At 69.1% G+C, this 17048-nt stretch carries 14 protein-coding genes; 10 read left to right on the forward strand and 4 right to left on the reverse strand.

All coding sequences use genetic code 11. The annotated features are described in order from the left end of the window. The 7 genes from AO398_RS04580 to AO398_RS04610 form a co-directional block, all read left to right on the forward strand. A partial coding sequence (locus AO398_RS04580) for a DUF4159 domain-containing protein (RefSeq protein ID WP_152997410.1) occupies window positions 1-1251 on the forward strand: 1251 nt, incomplete at its 5' end. 604 nt (window positions 1252-1855) lie between these two features. Next, window positions 1856-3940: a hypothetical protein gene (locus tag AO398_RS04585; RefSeq protein ID WP_058190853.1), complete on the forward strand. Its 2085-nt coding sequence runs from the start codon at window positions 1856-1858 to the stop codon at window positions 3938-3940. A gap of 253 nt (window positions 3941-4193) precedes the next feature. Beyond that, the gene (locus AO398_RS04590; RefSeq protein ID WP_082643122.1) at window positions 4194-6071 is read left to right on the forward strand and encodes an extracellular solute-binding protein; all 1878 of its coding nucleotides are present in this window, start codon (window positions 4194-4196) and stop codon (window positions 6069-6071) included. After that, a complete protein-coding gene (locus tag AO398_RS04595; RefSeq protein WP_058190855.1) occupies window positions 6068-7921 on the forward strand; it encodes an extracellular solute-binding protein in 1854 nt (617 codons plus the stop codon). Before AO398_RS04590 ends, AO398_RS04595 begins: the two co-directional genes overlap by 4 nt. A gap of 7 nt (window positions 7922-7928) precedes the next feature. Next, on the forward strand, window positions 7929-9032 hold the full coding sequence (locus tag AO398_RS04600) for a microcin C ABC transporter permease YejB (RefSeq protein WP_058190856.1): 1104 nt from the start codon (window positions 7929-7931) through the stop codon (window positions 9030-9032). A gap of 393 nt (window positions 9033-9425) precedes the next feature. Beyond that, window positions 9426-10403: an N-acetyl-gamma-glutamyl-phosphate reductase gene (gene argC / locus AO398_RS04605; RefSeq protein WP_058190857.1), complete on the forward strand. Its 978-nt coding sequence runs from the start codon at window positions 9426-9428 to the stop codon at window positions 10401-10403. Window positions 10404-11002: 599 nt separating this feature from the next. Then, window positions 11003-11539: a DUF2059 domain-containing protein gene (locus AO398_RS04610; protein ID WP_058190858.1), complete on the forward strand. Its 537-nt coding sequence runs from the start codon at window positions 11003-11005 to the stop codon at window positions 11537-11539. Window positions 11540-11575: 36 nt separating this feature from the next. Here the strand turns inward: AO398_RS04610 and AO398_RS04615 are convergent, their stop codons facing one another. Then, a complete protein-coding gene (locus AO398_RS04615) occupies window positions 11576-12364 on the reverse strand; it encodes a helix-turn-helix domain-containing protein (RefSeq protein ID WP_058190859.1) in 789 nt (262 codons plus the stop codon). A gap of 62 nt (window positions 12365-12426) precedes the next feature. Between AO398_RS04615 and AO398_RS04620 the strand changes: the two genes are divergently transcribed. Then, complete coding sequence (locus AO398_RS04620; protein WP_058190860.1) at window positions 12427-13623, forward strand: MFS transporter; 1197 nt, start codon at window positions 12427-12429, stop codon at window positions 13621-13623. 66 nt (window positions 13624-13689) lie between these two features. Beyond that, the gene (locus AO398_RS04625; RefSeq protein WP_058190861.1) at window positions 13690-14211 is read left to right on the forward strand and encodes an N-acetyltransferase; all 522 of its coding nucleotides are present in this window, start codon (window positions 13690-13692) and stop codon (window positions 14209-14211) included. Between the two features lie 78 nt (window positions 14212-14289). Here AO398_RS04625 and AO398_RS04630 read toward each other — a convergent pair whose 3' ends face one another. After that, window positions 14290-15018, reverse strand: coding sequence for a Crp/Fnr family transcriptional regulator (locus AO398_RS04630; protein ID WP_058190862.1), 729 nt, complete (start codon window positions 15016-15018; stop codon window positions 14290-14292). A 200-nt stretch (window positions 15019-15218) separates the two neighbouring features. Then, window positions 15219-15473: a hypothetical protein gene (locus tag AO398_RS04635; protein WP_058190863.1), complete on the reverse strand. Its 255-nt coding sequence runs from the start codon at window positions 15471-15473 to the stop codon at window positions 15219-15221. Between the two features lie 145 nt (window positions 15474-15618). Between AO398_RS04635 and AO398_RS28100 the strand changes: the two genes are divergently transcribed. After that, entirely contained in the window at window positions 15619-15876 is a 258-nt protein-coding gene (locus tag AO398_RS28100) for a hypothetical protein (protein WP_152997411.1), read from the forward strand. Here AO398_RS28100 and AO398_RS04640 read toward each other — a convergent pair. After that, window positions 15833-17014 (reverse strand): multidrug effflux MFS transporter, encoded by a 1182-nt coding sequence (locus AO398_RS04640; protein ID WP_244498663.1) that lies wholly within the window; start codon window positions 17012-17014, stop codon window positions 15833-15835. The two genes, AO398_RS28100 and AO398_RS04640, sit on opposite strands and share 44 nt — an antisense overlap. Window positions 17015-17048 lie beyond the last annotated feature (34 nt).

Consider the following 17048-nt stretch of genomic DNA (forward strand, 5'->3'; position numbering starts at 1 on the left):
CTCGCCGGCACCTCGGCGCCCCCGGGGGGCGAGGCGAGCCGCGCCTCCGCGGTGGTGCTCGCCCCCCGGGCGACGCTGGACGGGTTCGGGGCGCTCGGCTCGCCCCCCGCCTCCGCCACCGCGGTGGCGGCCGACTATGCTGACCGGGGGAGCGCCGAGCACCCGCCCGGTTTCTACGGACCGGCCGATGGCGGCATCAGCGTCAACGCTCTGAAGCCCGACGACCGCCTGAAGCCCCTCGACACCGCGGCGCTGGACGGCGCCCGGATCGGAACCCTCGCCGGAGCTGAGACCCTAGATCTGCGCCCGACCCTGTTCACCCTGGCGCTGCTGCTGCTCGCCCTCGACACCCTGGCCGGCCTGTGGCTCGGCGGCTTCCTGCGCCGCTCGGCCTGGGCGAGCCGCCTGCGCGGGCGCCCGCCCGTGCTGGCCTTCGCGGGTTTGCTCCTGTTCGCCGCAATGCCGGCGCAGCCGCTGCGCGCCGAGGAGCCCGCGGCCAACCGGCCGAACGGCATCGAATCCGCCCTCGTCACGCGGCTCGCTTACGTGATCACCGGCGACGCCGCCGTCGATGAGGCGAGCCGGGCCGGCCTGACCGGCCTGACCCAGATGCTCGCCTCGCGCACCGCCCTCGAACCGGGCGAGCCCGCCGGCATCGATCCGGCCAAGGATGAGCTGGCCTTCTACCCGCTGATCTACTGGCCGATCGCGCCGTCCCGGCCTCAGCCGTCTGAGACGGCGATCCGCAAGATCGACGCGTTCATGCGCAACGGCGGCACGGTTCTGTTCGACACTCGCGACGCGCTCACCGCGCGCCCGGGCGGCCCCCCCTCGCCGGAGGCGGCTTACCTGCGCAAGATGCTGGCAACCCTCGAAGTACCGGAACTGGAGCCGGTGCCCCTGGACCATGTGCTGACCAAAGCGTTCTATCTCGTCGACAGCTTCCCGGGCCGCTACGCCACGGGCCAGACCTGGGTCGAGGCGCTGCCCCCCGCCGCCGAAGGCGCCGAGCGCCGCCCCGCCCGGGCCGGCGACGGCGTCAGCCCGATCATCATCACCGGGAACGACCTCGCCGCCGCCTGGGCGGTGGGCCGCCGCGGCGAGCCGCTTTACCCGGTGGTCGGTGGCGACCAGCGCCAGCGTGAGATGGCGTTCCGGGGCGGCGTGAACATCGTGATCTACACGCTCACCGGAAACTACAAGGCGGACCAGGTCCACGTGCCCGCGCTGCTGGAGCGACTGGGGCAGTGAGTTTTTTGGATAACCAGCGAGGCGCCGAAGCCCCTCCCCCCTCTGTGGACTACGGGCGACACGAACGCGAAGCGCGGGCGCTGTTGCAGGCCGCGACGCGCCCCCTCTCCTGTGCAGGCTTGCAGATTCATATATCGAGGTCGGCAGATGAGATGGGAAACACCGCGGCTCTCCCTCTCCCCTCTGCGGGGGAGGGTGGCCCCAGAAAGGGGGTCGGGAGAGGGGAGCGACGGTGCAGGACAAGGCTGCGGCCGTCATGCCGCCCCCGCCCCTTTCGGAACCCGGGTTCCCCTCTCCCGACCCCTGCTGACGCAGGGGCCACCCTCCCCCGCAGAGGGGGAAGGGAGACGCGCTTGGGGTTAGCCTTGGCTCTCATCCGGCAGCAATATGTAAATCTGTTAGCCTGTCCTGGAAAGGATTGGGGTGGGGGGTCAGGTCTATCCGGAAAGGTCGCATCCCTCACCTTGTCTCTCTCCCGCACGAGAGAGGGGACCGGCGCCTTCCGCGGTCACGCCCAGACGACGGCCACGGTCAAAAAAGGCTTAGGGCGTAGCTCGCCCGGCGGAAGAAGCCACCGCACCACCGAACCGGAGCGCTCCGCCCCATGCTGAGCCTCAGCTTCACCCCCCTCCTGCCCTGGCCGGTCCTGGCCGCTCTCGGGCTCATCGTCGTCGTCCTGGCCGTGCTCGCCTTCGTGGCGCGGGGCCGGACGGCGCTGCTGCGCGCCCTGGTGCTCGCCCTGGTGCTGGCAGCCCTCGCCAACCCCGCTCTGGTGCGGGAGGACCGCGAGCCGGTGAAGGACATCGCCGCGATCGTGGTCGACCGCTCCGGCTCGCAGGCGCTGGGCGACCGGCCACAGATGACCGATGCGGTCCGGGCCGAGCTGCAGCGCCGCTTCGGCGCGCTCACCAATATCGAGCCGCGCTTCATCGATGTGCCCGACGCCAAGGATGGCGACGACGGCACCAAGCTATTTACGGCCCTGGGCCAGGCGCTTGCCGACGTGCCGCCCGAACGGCTCGCCGGGATCGTGATGCTCACCGACGGCGTGGTCCACGACATCCCGGCCTCGATGGCCCAGCTCGGTATCAAGGCGCCGCTCCATGTGCTCGTCACCGGTCATCCGGACGAGCGCGACCGGCAGATCAAGCTTCTGGAGGCGCCGCGCTTCGGCATCGTCGGCAAGGATCTCTCGATCCGCGCCGAGGTGATGGAGCGCGGTGGCACCGGCCATGCCGTGGTCACGGTCCGCCGCGACGGCGAGGAGATCGATCGCCGGGACGTCGCCACCGACAAGCCGTTCGCGCTGACCACCCGGATCGAGCATGGCGGCCCGAACGTCGTCGAGATCGAAGTCGAGCCGCTGCCGGGGGAATTGACCACGGTCAACAACCGCGCCGTCCTGCCGATCGAAGGCATCCGCGAGAAGCTCCGGGTGCTCCTGGTGTCCGGGGAGCCGCACCAGGGCGAGCGGACCTGGCGCAACCTGCTGAAATCCGACGCCAACGTCGATCTGGTGCACTTTACCATCCTGCGCCCGCCGGAGAAGCAGGACGGCACGCCGATCTCCGAACTGTCGCTGATCGCGTTCCCGACCCGCGAGCTGTTCGTTCAGAAGATCAAGGACTTCGACCTGATCATCTTCGACCGCTACGCCAACCAGAGCGTGCTGCCGCAGGCCTATTTCGACAACATCGTCCGCTATGTCCGTGAGGGCGGCGCGCTGCTCGTTGCAGCCGGCCCCGAATATGCCGGACCGGCGAGCCTCGCCCGTACGCGACTGGCCAGCATTCTGCCGGGCGACCCGGACGGGCGGGTGGTCGAGCGCCCCTACAAGGCGACGCCGACCCAGGTCGGCCAGCGCCACCCTGTCACCCGCGACCTGCCGGGCTCCGACGCCAACCCGCCCGCCTGGGGCGACTGGCTGCGCATCGTCCAGGCCCGCACCCGGCCCGGCATCCAGCCGATCCTGTCGGGGGCCGATGGCCTACCACTGCTCGCCCTGTCCCGGGAGGACAAGGGCCGCGTCGCGCTGCTCCTGTCCGACCACGCCTGGCTCTGGGCGCGGGGCTACCAGGAGGGCGGTCCCTATCTCGATCTGCTGCGCCGCCTCGCGCATTGGCTGATGAAGGAGCCGGCCCTCGAAGAGGAGGCCCTTCGGGCGCAGACCACGGGCCGCGGCCGCGAGGTGCGGGTCGAGCGCCAGACCATGACCGAGCAGGTCGAGCCGGTCACCGTCACCGGGCCGACCGGGAAGGTCACGACGCTCACCCTGAAGCCCGGCGAGCCCGGCCTGTTCACCGGCACCTTCGACGCCGAGACCCTGGGGTTGCACACCTTGCGCTCGGGCAACCTCGTGGCCTTCGTCAGCGTCGGTCCGGCCAACCCGCGCGAGCTCGCCGACGTCTTCAGCGACACCGAGCGCCTGAAGGCGGTGGCGGAGGGCTCCGGCGGCTCGATCCGCCGGGTCGCGGATGCCGGCGGCACCACCCAGGTGCCGCGGCTCGCCACCGTGCGCAGCGGCCGGTTGGCCGGCGGCGACTGGATCGGTTTCCGCCCGAGCGACAGCGCCAACATCCGCGGCGTCGAGGTCTACCCGCTGGCGCTCGGCCTCGCCGCCCCGGCGGCGCTCGCGGCAGCCGTGCTCGCCATGTGGCTGGTCGAGGGTCGCCGCGGACGTGCGGCTTGATTTTTTGGTTTTTCGCGTCGCGGCTGTCCGACTGGATCGGACAGCCGCGACGCCCTCCCTCCCCCCTCTGCGGGGGAGGGAGACGCGCGCGGATCCGGCCCCCGTCAAAAAAGCCCCGTGCTGCGCGTCACGCCACGGTCGTGCACCGACCTGCAACACGCAGCCTCGACGCCCAGGCCGCACCCGGCCTAAGACCCTTCGGAAACCAAAATTCCCGCACCGCACGGTGCGTCGATAGGGAGACAGCCTGCCCGTGACCGGACGCCTCCTCGCCGCGACGCTCGTCGTCGCCTGCCTCCAGTTCGCCCCGGCCCGGGCGCAGGAACCGGCCGCGATGCCGGCCGCCACCGGACAATGGACCCACGCGATCACGTTGATGGGCGAGCCGAAATACGGCTCCGATTTCAAGCATTTCGACTATGCCGACCCCAATGCGCCGAAAGGCGGCCTGGTGCGGATGGGCGCGCAGGGCGGCTTCGACAACTTCAACATCGTGGTCGCGGGCCTGAAGGGCGACCTCGAGAATGGGGTCCAGCAGATCTACGATACGCTGATGACCGAGTCCTCGGACGAGCCATTCACGTCCTACGGGCTGCTGGCCGAGGCGGTGCGGATCGCCCCCGATCTCGGCTCGGTCTCGTACCGCCTGCGCGAGAACGCCCGCTGGCATGACGGGAAGCCGATCACCCCCGAGGACGTGGTCTGGTCCTACGGCGTGCTGAAGGCCAACTCTCCGTTCTACGCCGCCTACTATCAGACTGTGGCCAAGGCCGAGGCGACCGGCCCGCACGAGGTGACCTTCACGTTCACCGAGAAGGGCAACCGCGAGCTTCCGCAGGTGATCGGCCAGCTGCGCGTCCTGCCCAAGCACTGGTGGGAGGCCAAGGATGCCAACGGCAAGCCGCGCAGCCCCACCGAGACCACCCTGGAGCCGCCGCTCGGCTCCGGGCCCTACCGGCTCGCCAAGTTCGAGCCCGGCCGCAGCGTCACCTACACCCGCGTGCCGGACTATTGGGGCAAGGATCTGCCGGTGAATGCCGGGCGCTACAACTTCGACACGGAACGGTTCGAGTATTTCCGTGACGGCACCGTGCTGGTCGAGGCCCTGAAGGGCGACCTCTACGACTTCCGGGCCGAGAACATCGCCCGCAACTGGGCGACCGCCTACGACGATTTCCCGGCCGTGAAGGAGGGGCGCCTGATCAAGGAGGCGTTCCCGGAGCGCGGCACGGGCATCATGCAGGCCTTCGCGTTCAACACTCGCAGGGAGAAGTTCAAGGATCCGCGGGTGCGCCGGGCCTTCAACCTGGCCCTGAATTTCGAGGAGATGAACAAGGCGCTGTTCTACGGCCTGTACAAGCGGATCGACTCCTACTTCTTCGGCTCCGAGCTCGCCTCCGCGGGCCTGCCGGAGGGCGAGGAGAAGGCGATTCTGGAGAGCGTCAAGGATAAGATCCCGGCTTCGGTCTTCACCACGCCCTACGCCAACCCGGTCAACGAGACGCCGGACGCCATGCGGAAAAACCTGCGCGAGGCCGTCGGATTGCTGCGCGAGGCGGGCTACGAGTTACGCGGCGGCAAGATGGTCAACAAAGCCACCGGTGAACCGCTGACGGTCGAGTTCCTGGAATTCCAGAACGCGTTCGAGCGGGTGATCCTGCCGTTCGCCGCCCAGCTCAAGCTCATCGGCATCGATGCCTCGCTGCGGGTGATCGATGCGGCGCAGTACCAGAACCGGATGCGCGAGTTCGACTTCGACGTCACGACCAACGCCTGGGGCGAGTCGCTGTCGCCGGGCAACGAGCAGCGCGAGTTCTGGGGCTCGGCGGCGGCCGACAAGCCGGGCTCGCGCAACCTGATCGGGATCAAGGATCCCGGCATCGATGCGCTGATCGAGAAGGTGATCTACGCGCCCGACCGGGCCGGTCTGGTCGCCGCCACCCGGGCGCTGGACCGGGTGCTGCTCGCCCACGATTACGTCGTGCCGCAATGGTCGGCCAGCGAGCAGCGGACCCTGCGCTGGAACCGGTTCGGCCACCCGGCGATCCTGCCGCGCTATGCCGGGTCCGGATTCCCAACGACCTGGTGGTACGACGAGAAACTGGCCGCCAAGACCGGAGCCCCGCGTTGACCGCCCGCCCCTGGCGGCCGAGCCGGCGCGGCCTCGTGCTCGGCGCTGGCGCCCTCGCGGCGATCCGTCCCGCCTGGGCAGCCGGCGAGGAGCGCCACGGTCTGTCGAGCTTCGGCGAGCTGAAATACGGCCCCGGCTTCGAGCGGTTCGACTACGTGAACCCGATCGCCCCGAAGGGCGGCCGGTTCTCGACCCAGCTCACCGGGACGATCGGCAACCAGTCGCTCAACACTTTCAACACGCTCAACATTTACGTGCTGCGCGGTGACGGCGCCGCCGGACTGGACCAGACCTTCGACAGCCTGATGGTCCGGGCCCTCGACGAGCCGGATGCGGTCTACGGGCTCGTCGCGCGGGCCGTCACGGTGAGCCCCGACGGCCTGACCTACACCTTCGCGCTGCGCCCCCAGGCCCATTTCCACGACGGCTCGCGGCTCACCGCCCGCGACGCCGCCTTCAGCCTCAAGCTCCTGCGCGACAAGGGACACCCCTCGATTTCCGAGGTGATCCGGCCGATGACCGACGCCCGGGCCGAGGGCGACGACACCCTGGTCGTCACCTTCGCGGAGGGCCGCGCCCGGGACGCGGCGGTGTTCGTGGCCCAGCTGCCGATCTTTTCCGCGGCCTATTACGGCGCCCGCGACTTCGAGGCGTCGAGCCTCGAGGCGCCGCTGGGCTCCGGTCCCTACCGGGTCGGCGCGGTCGATCCCGGCCGCTCCATCGGGCTGGACCGGGTGCCGGATTACTGGGCGGCGGACCTCGCCGTGACCGCCGGGCAGAACAATTTCGACGCGATCCGCTACGAGTATTTTCGCGATCGCACCGTGGCCTTCGAGGCGTTCAAGAGCGGCGCCTTCACGGTCCGCGAGGAGTTCACCGCCCGGGTCTGGGCCACCGGCTACGACTTCCCCGCCGCCACCGAGGGCCGCGTGATCCGCCAGACCGTGCCGGATGCGCGGCCCAGCGGTACGCAGGGCTGGTGGATCAACACCCGCCGCGCACCGTTCCGCGACCCGCGGGTCCGCGAGGCGATCGGCTTGTGCTTCGACTTCGAATGGTCGAACCGCAACTTGATGTACGGCGCCTACACCCGCACCGCCTCGTTCTTCGAGAATTCCGACCTCAAGGCCACTGGCAAGCCCTCGGCCGAGGAGCTGGCCTTACTGGAGCTGTTCAAGGACCTGCCCCCGGAGGTGTTCGCCGAGGCCTGGACGCCCCCCGTCTCGGACGGGTCCGGCCAGGACCGGGCGCTACTCAAGCGCGCCGACGCGCTGCTGCGCGAGGCCGGCTGCACCCGCCAGGGCGGCGGCCTCCTCCTGCCGGGCGGCCAGCCCCTGGACATCGAGTTCCTGGACGACGACCCCGTCTTTCAGGCGGTGACCCAGCCGTTCATCCGCAATCTCGGGCTGCTCGGGATCAAGGCGACCCACCGCACCGTCGACCCGTCGCAGTACCAAGCCCGGGTCAACGATTTCGACTTCGACGTCACGTCTCGCCGCTTCGCCGGCGGCGTCACCCCGGGCGCGGAGCTGCGCGAACTCTACGGCTCCAAGGCTGCCAGCACCCCGGGCTCCAACAACCTCTCGGGCGTCGCCGATCCGGTCATCGACGCGCTGCTCACCGTCATCGCCGATGCCCAGTCCCGGGCCGCGCTGACCACGGCGTGCCGGACCCTCGACCGGGTGCTGCGGGCCCAGCGCCTCTGGGTGCCGATGTGGTATTCCGGCGCGCACCGCCTCGCCCTGTGGGACCTCTACGGCCGCCCGGCGAACCCGCCCAAATACGATCTCGGCGCCCCCGGCACCTGGTGGTACGAGGCCGACAAAGCCAAGCGGATCGGGCGGGACTAGGACGATCATGCTTGGCTACATCCTGCGCCGCATCGGCCTGATGATCCCGACCCTGTTCGGGATCATGCTGATCACCTTCACCATCGTGCAATTCGCCCCCGGCGGCCCGGTGGAGCGGGTGCTCTCGCAGATGAAGGGCCAGGGCGACGGCGCCCTGTCGCGGGTCACCGGCGGGACCGGCGATCTCGGCGGCGGCGGCCGGTCGGCAGGGGGCGGCGAGGGCAATTCCCGCTATCGCGGCGCGCAAGGGTTGAGCCCCGACTTCATCGCCAAGCTGGAGAAGCAGTTCGGCTTCGACAAGCCGGCTCCCGAGCGCTTCGCAAAGATGCTCTGGGACTACGCCCGGTTCGATTTCGGCCGCAGCTACTTCCGCGATGTCACCGTGATCCAGCTGATCCAGGAGCGCCTGCCGGTCTCGATCTCGCTCGGCCTGTGGATGACGCTGCTGTCCTACGCGATCTCGATCCCGCTGGGCATCCGCAAGGCCGTCAAGGACGGCGAGCGCTTCGACCGCTGGACCTCCTTCGTGGTGATCATCGGCTACGCGATCCCGGGCTTCATGTTCGGGCTGATGCTGATCATCCTGTTCGCAGGCGGCTCGTTCTACCAGTGGTTCCCGCTGCGCGGCCTCACCAGCGAGGGCTGGGAGAGCTTCTCCACCTGGCACAAGCTCACCGACTATGCCTGGCACATGGTGCTGCCGCTCACCGCCCTGGTGATCGGCGCCTTCGCCACCTCGACCCTGCTGACCAAGAACTCGTTTCTCGACGAGATCCGCAAGCAATACGTCCTGACCGCCCGGATGAAGGGCCTGTCCGAGCGCCGGGTGCTCTACGGCCACGTCTTCCGCAACGCCATGCTGATCGTGATCGCCGGCTTCCCCGGGGCCTTCATCTCGGCCTTCTTCACCGGCTCGCTGCTGATCGAGACGATCTTTTCTCTCGACGGGCTCGGCGAATTGTCGTTCCGGGCGATCGTCGGTCGCGATTACCCGGTGGTCTTCGCGACCCTCTACATCTTCTCCCTGCTCGGGCTGGCGGTGAACCTGCTCTCGGACCTGATCTACGTCTGGATCGATCCGCGGATCGACTTTTCCGCCCGGGCGACCTGACGGTGGGAAGCGACGACCGCGGGGTCCGGATGCCGGAGGGTTCCAACCCATGCCGGGCATCGCGACCGTCGCCCAGCTTCTCGAAAGGCGGTCGGATGGCGGCCGCCCTTCGATGTCGGCTCGGATGGTCGGCGGAGACACCGCTTGACGACGAATAGGGGTCGCGACACTATCGCGGGACATGATCAGGAATCAGCCATTATGTGACCGACGCCGACGCCGCTGCACCCAAGCGGCGGCTCCTCGGGCTGCGCGTCGATCAGCGCCCGTCCGCGTGGTGACGGCCTCGCCGTAGGTCCCACCCGCCGGAGCGGCTCCGGCCCGCGTTCCTGAACCTCCGCAGCCCTCGGCTCCGGGGGTTTTCTTTTGCCCGAACCCCAGAAGGACACCCCTATGAGCCTCCGCGTCGGCATTGTCGGGATCAGCGGTTTTGGCGGCGGCGAGGCGATGCGCCTGATCGCGAACCACCCGTCTTTCGAGCTGATCTACGCCGCGGGAGAGGGCAGCGCCGGCAGCCGTCTGGTGGAGCGCTTCCCCGGTGTGCCGGCCAAGCTGGCCGAACTGGTGATCGAGAAGTGGGATCCGGAGACCCTGCCGAACCTCGACGTGCTGTTCGCATCGCTGCCCACGGGCACTTCGGCCGAGGCGCTGGCACGCGTCTCCCAGGACGTGAAGATCGTCGATATCGGCGGCGACCACCGCTACGTCGCGGGTTGGGCGTACGGCTTGGCCGACGTCTGGCCGAGCCAGATCAAGGGTCAGAGCCGCATCGCCAACCCCGGCTGCTTCCCCGCGGCGACGCTGACCGCATTGGCGCCGCTGCTGGCCGACAAGCTGATCGAACCCGGTCAGATCGTCGTCGATGCCAAGACCGGCATTTCCGGTGCCGGCCGGGGCGGTGCCGACAGCCGGTTCGGCTATGCCGAGAGCAACGAGAACCTCGTGCCCTACGGCCTGCTCAAGCACGTCCACATGCCCGAGATCGCCACGACGATCGAGCGGCTGAACGGCGGCAGCGCGGCCGGGCTGGTCTTCACACCGCATCTGGTGCCGATGACCCGCGGCGTCCTCGTCACGATCTACTGCCGCGGCCAAGCCACCACGCGCCAATGCCTGAACGCCGCCCGGCGCTTCTATGCCGAACGGGCGTTCGTCCGCGTGACCGATGCGCCGCCGCAGACCAAATGGGCGGCCGGCTCGAACCTGGCATTCGTCAGCTATGCGTCCGATCCGGAGCGCAGCTTGGTGATCGCGATGGGCGTGGTCGACAATCTCGGCAAGGGCGCGGCCGGTCAGGCGGTGCAGAATGCCAACCTCATCTGCGGTCTGCCGGAAACCGCCGGGTTGGACGGTGCACCTGTTTGGCCGTGATGAGGACGGAACATCGGCGCGAATCTCGGCCACGCCGTCCCGCGTCCCGGTGAGAAGAACGGGAACGACGCGTTGCTGTCCGTGGTCAGGGCCATGCAGTGATCGTCGCCCGCGCGGAACGGCGCGGCGTTCATCAGGGCGCACCACCGCTCCGCCGCCATCGCCTCGGGGGCCTCGAAGCCGCGCAGGATCACGCCTCGTCCATGCGTGCCGATCTCGGTCCGCCAGCAGTTGGGCAGCGTCCCGCCCTTTGCCTGGGCTGCCCAGGCTCGCCCTGAGATCGGGTGGACCGCTTGAAACGTGCACGATCGCCTCGTGCGCACACAGAGCAGGCAAGGAGGCTCATTGGTGTCGTTCGCGTCTCCCGCCCCGACCGACAGGGCTTCGATCCCGGGACGCGGGTGAAGTCGCCTGCGCAAGGCTCTGGAGATGCTCGACCTCCGTGCCACCAAACCGCGACGCACCGGGGGCATGCGCGCCTGCGTCAAGCCAGCCTGTCACGATCAAAGCCGCAGCGTCATTGATCCCGATCACGATTCCGGTAGCACTGCCCGGGCCGTGCAACGCAGGATCGTACGGCGATCGCGATCGGAGCACCCATGCGCCTCTCGACCCTTCTCGTCGGCCTTTGTCTCGGAACCGCGCTGCCCGGCGTGGTGCTGGCGCAGCCGGCACCGAAACCCGCGCCGGCCGCGGCGCCGGATCCGGCTCTGCTGAAGGTCGCCCGGGAGACGGTCGCGCAGATGCAGGGGGATCGCGCCGCCACGCTCGGCTCGATGGCAGCCCCGATGGTCGGCATGATGCAGCAGATCGGCATCAAGGAGCCCGAGAAGGCGCAGGTGCTGGTCCAGGAGGTCGTGATGCCGACCCTGTCCGACCATTACGATGAACTCCTCGACATCCAGGCCCGGGGCTTTGCCACGATCCTGAGCAAGGACGACCTGCAGGCGATCGCGGCCTTCTACGCCACGCCCACCGGCAAGCGCCTCGCGGCCGCCCAGCCGCAGCTCGCCCAGATCCAGCTGGCGGGCATGCAGCAATGGATGCAGGCGGTGGCGCCCGAGATGCAGGGCAAGATCGTCAAGGCGGTCCAGGCCCATGGCTGGGGCCCGGGCGGCCAAGCCAAGCCGAAGTGACCAACTGATCCGGTTCGACTGAGAACCGCGGGCGGTTTAAGGCGGTCCACCGCCGCCCAGCACCCGGGCCACCGTGCTCCGCAGGGCCTGCGCGCTTCGGTAGCCCACCGCCGCCGCCACGGCGCCGGGCGGGCCGCCCTCGGCGGCGAGCGCGAGCGCCCGGATCACCCGGGCCCGCGCCCGCCAATCGCCGAAGCTGAGCCCGGTCTCGGTTCGGAACCGGCGAGTCAGGGTGCGCCGGCTCGCCCCGGCGCGGTCGGCCCAGGCGTCGAGGTCCTCCGCCGCCGCGGGATCCTCGATCAGGCCGAGACAGACCCGGCGCAGGCGGGCATCCCGGGGCAGCGGCAGGGTGAGCGGCGTCTCCGGGGCGCGGCCGATCTCGTCGAGCACCAGGGCGGCGAGGTGGCCACCGCGGCCGGCCTCATCGTACAGAACCGGTTCTTCCGCGAGGGCGGTCAAGGCTGCGGCGAGGAGCGGCGAGACCGCGATCACACGGCAGAACATCGGAAACGAATCCACGGCGGCCGGGTCGAGATAGGCCGTGCACAAGGCCACCGGCCCATGGGTCACCGTGGCATGCGGCAGGCGCGGCGGGATCCAGAGGGCGTGCCCCTCGGGGACCACCCAGGTGCCGTCCTCGGCCGAGGCGCTCATCAGCCCGGCCGTCGCATAGAGGAGCTGAGCCCGGATATGGAAATGCAGGCCGGTGCCGCTCCCGGCCGGCAGCGGCTTGCGCACGACCGCAACCGGCCGCGGCACATGCTGATAGTCCGACGCGGCGGTCGACCGCGGCGCAACCGTCAATTTTGGCCCGTTCGCATCCATATCCGGCCCGACGCCTCTATCGGGCCAGGCTATCAAGGGTCGATCCTGGAGGATACGCCGCGATGGATGCCGAAACCCTGTCCCGCCGCACGCTGCGTTTCGTCAACGTCGCGCATGCCCTCGACCATTTCGTGCTGCTGATCTACCCGACCGCGGTCATCGCCATCGCGGCCCAGACCGGGCTCGGTTACGGCGAGCTGATCGGGCTCGCCACCGGTGCCTTCGTCGCCTTCGGCCTGTGCTCACTGCCGATGGGCTGGCTGGCGGATCGGTTCGGCCGACGCACCATGCTGGCGGTGTTCTTTTTCGGCTACGGCCTGTCCTGCCTGGGGGTGGCAAGCGCCACGACCCCGTTGAGCTTCGCGCTGTGGCTGTGCGTCCTCGGCCTCGCCTCGGCGATCTACCACCCGGTCGGCTCGACCATGCTGGTGACCCATGCCCGCCGGCTCGGGCGGGACCTCGGTGTCAACGGCGTCTGGGGCAATCTCGGCGCCGCCTCGGCCTCGGGGGTGACCGCGCTGCTCGCCACCACCGTCGGCTGGCGGGCGGCCTTCGTGGTGCCGGGCCTCGTCTGCCTCGCCTGCGGGACCGCCTTCCTGGCCTTGGTCCCGGGTGACGGCGAAGCCGGCGGCAAGAAGGCCGGGATCGCGGCCGCGATCACGGTGAGCCGGCCCTGGGCGCTGATGGCCCTGTACGCCCTGGCGATCTTCGCGGGCGGCGTCACCTTCAACCTGACCACGATCAGCCTGCCCAAGGTGATCGACGAGGGCGTCGGCCACGCCCTGCCGCTGGCGCTGATCGGCTCGCTCGCCACCGTGGTCTTCCTGTTCGGCGCGCTGATGCAACTCGCCATGGGTCGGCTGATCGACCGGTTCAGCCTGCCGTCCCTGTTCGTCACCCTCTCGGTGTTGCAGCCCCTTGGGCTCGGGCTCGCGGCGCTCACCACCGGCCTGCCGCTGCTCGCCGGGCTGATGCTGGCCATGACGGCGATCTACGGCCAGGTGGTGATCAACGACGCGATGATCGCCCGCTACGTGCCCCCGGCCTACCGGGCCCGGGCCTACAGCGTGCGCTACTTCGTGGGCTTCACCGCCAGCGGCTTCGTGGTCCCGGCGATCGCGGTCCTGCACGACCGCGGCGGCTTCGCCCTGGTGCTCGGCATCGCGGCCGCCAGCGTCGCGGTGATCTGGCTCTCGGCGCTCGGCTTCCTGCGGGTGACGCAGGCGGGACCGAGAACCGAGCTCGCGGCGGCGGAGTAGGCCGGCAGTTTGCCGCCCCAGGCCTCCGCTGCTACGCGGCGGCGGTTCCGAGCTGCGAGCCCGCCCTTGACCACACTCTCCCTCGTGATCCGGCCCGAGCGGCCCGAGGACGACCCCGCGATCGAGCGCCTCCAGGCACGGGCCTTCGGTCCCGGACGGTTCGCCCGCACCGCCTACCGGCTGCGGGAAGGTGCGGCGGAGCGGATCGACCTGGGCGTGACCGCCTCGGTCGGCAGTTTCCTGGTGGGTTCGGTGCGGATGGGTCCGGTGCGCACCGGGAGCGTGCCCTTCGTCATGCTCGGCCCCCTGGCGGTGGACCCGAGCTTCGCGGGCCGCGGCATCGGCAGCACCCTGACCCGCGCGGGTGTCGAGGCAGCACGGCAGGCCGGCGAGGGCCTGGTGATCCTGGTGGGGGACGCGCCTTATTACACCCGCTTCGGCTTCACCCGGATCCCGCCGGGCCGCCTCACCCTGCCGGGACCGGTGGACCCGACCCGGCTCCTGTGGCTGGAATTGGCCGACGGGTTCTGCGAGGGGGTGTCGGGGCTGGTCGAGGCGGTGCGCCCGTCGAGCACGACGGGCGTTTGACGAGTCTGGGATTCGAAAGATCCGCGCGCTTTTCGAGAGCAGGGCCGAGCCCGTCGAATACCCCGCTTCGGTTCCGTTCTAGGCCTGTGGCTCGAGACGCCCCTCGATCAGACGCACATATTCGGCTTCCGCAACGCCGTAGCCGTCGCCGGCGCAGTCGAGCAGCCCCTCGCGATCGAGCACTTCGACGCTCCCGCGGCGCTTCCGCACGAACCCGTCGGTCTCCAGGGTTCTGAGGGCCGCGGTCACGCCCGGACGCTCGACGCCCAGCATGAACGACATGAAATCCTGCGTGACGGTGATCTGGTTGCCGTCGATCCGGTCGTGGCACATCAGCAACCATCGGGCGAGGCGGGTCGCGGTGTTGCCCCGCGCATTGGCGAAGGCCGTCTGGGCCGTCTGGACGAACTGCGCCTGGATGAAGCGATGCAGCAGCCGGCGTAGGGTCGGGCGCCGTTCCACCTCGCTCCGCAGCACCGCCACGTCGATGCTCAGCATGTGACCGGCCATCTGCACGAAGTGGGTGTGCGGGCTGCGGTCATCGTCGAGCAGGATGGGGGCGGCGCCGACGAGACCCTCCCGGCCGATCAGTCCGATCTCGACCCGGCCGCTCGGCTCATCGTTGGTGATCGAGACGAATCCCGCCTCCGGGAAGAAGACGGTTTCGATCGTCGTGTGGGAGGGGATCAGGACGTGCCGCAGGGCCATGTCCTGACTGCGCAGCGCCGGCTGCAGGGCCGCGAAATCCTCCGGTGGAAGCGCACGGAGAAGGCGATTTCGGACCCCGGATTGCGGGAGGATGGACATGGTGCTCGCCTGCGACGGGCAAGAGCACAGAGCGTCCCTCAATCACCAGCGCCCGAATTGTGGCCGGCGATCAGCATCAAGTGGTGTTTTTCGCAAGACCTGCAAGTGTTACGGAAAGAGCGTACAAGTTTTACAAAATACGCTTTCCAACATCGCTCACCGCCGACCAAATAAATAACAAACGTTGGATTTGGTGCGGTCTATCTGCGGGCGGAATCGTGGGCTTGTGCCTTCAAAATCTCTTGGACGCACGCGAACACCGCTCTTCGATCCTCGGGGGCTCGGATCGCGAGCCACATCTGCAGAAGCTGAGCGGTGTGCCCGACCGAAGGTCCATCGGGGGCTTCGAAGAAGAGATCCGTCGAACAGCCGAGCACCGCCGCCAGATCATTGAGCCAACCCGACGTCCGAGCGGGTGCCAGCGCATTCAAGGCGTTCGGGGTCTTCATATCCATTTCGGAGTCTCGATCAATAAATCCCGTCGCAGCGGCGACGAATGCATCTTATCACTGTAGATCGGGTTGCAAAACCGTAATTAAAATACAATAATTCAAGAGATAGAGATCTGAATGTAAATTTTTTACATTCGAGAACCCGCCCTTGAACATCTTACAAATTGGATTTGCAATGAATCGGGCCTCTGATCTGGATGCTGTAGCAGATGCATGTATTGCCGCCCATGCCGTCATCACCGAACACGGCACACCTCAGATGAAGATGCTGAGCCGGGTTCTGCTGCACATCGTCGGCAAAGAGATCGCACGGAACCTGTCATCCGCGCAGCACGAGGGCGATCTGGCGCGGCACGAGCGGATCACGCCCGTCGCAGCGCCAGGGCCGCGATCAAGCCGGCCGTGAGCAGCGCCAGGGCCACGGGGGTCGCCGACGTCGCAGGCCAAGCCGAGGCCGCAACCGTGAACAAAGCCCCGAAGGTCATTTGCGTGAAGCCGTAGAGGCTGGAGGCCGAGCCCGCCGCGTGCGGATCGACGTTCATCAGACCGGCCACCGCGTTGGGGCTGAGCAGGCCGACCCCGACCGCGTAAGCAAACAGCGGCACGATCAGGCTGACGACGCCGAGCATTCCGGTCCGGTCGACCAGCAACAACGCCAGGGCTGACGCTATGCAGAGAAGATTGCCGCTGCGCGCCGCCTGCCGGATAGGCACCCGGCTCGCGAGACGGCTCGCCATTACCGCGCCCCCGACCATGCCGAACACCACGATCAGGCAATCGAACCCCACCTCCTGCGATGAGCGCCCGAGCCGGTCGACGAGCAGGAACGGCGCCACCGCCAGAAAGGCGTAGAGGCTGGTTCCGCCGCAGGCTCCCGCGACCAGGTAGGCGCGGAACACCGGCACCTTCACGAGCCGCACATAGCCCGCCAGGATCGCCCCGAAGCCGGGCAGTGCCACCTTGTGCCGGTTGGTCTCCGGCAGGGTGAACACCACCACGGCGCCGAGCAAAGCGACGATCCCGGCGAGCACCACGAACACGGCGCGCCAGCCGAACGCCTCGTTCACCACCCCGCCGATCGCCGGTGCCAGGGCCGGCGTGAGCGTCATCGCGGTGGTGAGGATCGCGAGCTTCCTGGCCGCGTCCTCTCGGGTGGAGACGTCCCGCACCATGGCCCGGCCGATCACCAGGGAGCCGCAGGCCCCGAGCGATTGCAGAACCCGCGCCACCAGCAGCACGCCGATATTCTGGGCCGGGATCGCCAGCAGCAGCCCGGCCAGGTAGAGACCCAGCCCGCCGATCAGGATCGGCCGTCTGCCGAACCGGTCCGAGAGCGGGCCGTAGAGAAGCTGACCGCCCGCGAGCCCGACCAGATAGACCGTGATGGTGAGCTGCGCGGCGGCCGTCGTGGTGCCGAGATCCGCGGCGGCGGTGGCGAGCGCGGGCACGAAGATGTGCAGCGCCACCGTGCCGGTCATGGTCACGGCGACCAGCAACGGCAGGGGCGCTCGGCGCCCCGCCGGGTCGGGACTTCGATCGGGCAAGAGGATTCCTTCGCGGTGTCTGACCCGGGCTGAC

The sequence above is a fragment of the Methylobacterium sp. GXS13 genome (assembly GCF_001455965.1).
Lineage (GTDB): Bacteria > Pseudomonadota > Alphaproteobacteria > Rhizobiales > Beijerinckiaceae > Methylobacterium.

What these genes read in the sequence shown, in the direction of transcription:
- AO398_RS04615 (WP_058190859.1), bottom strand. Translation starts at nt 12,364, where the DNA reads ATGGATGCGAACGGGCCAAAATTGACGGTTGCGCCGCGGTCGACCGCC.
- AO398_RS04630 (WP_058190862.1), bottom strand. Translation starts at nt 15,018, where the DNA reads ATGTCCATCCTCCCGCAATCCGGGGTCCGAAATCGCCTTCTCCGTGCG.
- AO398_RS04620 (WP_058190860.1), top strand. Translation starts at nt 12,427, where the DNA reads ATGGATGCCGAAACCCTGTCCCGCCGCACGCTGCGTTTCGTCAACGTC.
- argC (WP_058190857.1), top strand. Translation starts at nt 9,426, where the DNA reads ATGAGCCTCCGCGTCGGCATTGTCGGGATCAGCGGTTTTGGCGGCGGC.
- AO398_RS04610 (WP_058190858.1), top strand. Translation starts at nt 11,003, where the DNA reads ATGCGCCTCTCGACCCTTCTCGTCGGCCTTTGTCTCGGAACCGCGCTG.
- AO398_RS04635 (WP_058190863.1), bottom strand. Translation starts at nt 15,473, where the DNA reads ATGGATATGAAGACCCCGAACGCCTTGAATGCGCTGGCACCCGCTCGG.
- AO398_RS04600 (WP_058190856.1), top strand. Translation starts at nt 7,929, where the DNA reads ATGCTTGGCTACATCCTGCGCCGCATCGGCCTGATGATCCCGACCCTG.
- AO398_RS04585 (WP_058190853.1), top strand. Translation starts at nt 1,856, where the DNA reads ATGCTGAGCCTCAGCTTCACCCCCCTCCTGCCCTGGCCGGTCCTGGCC.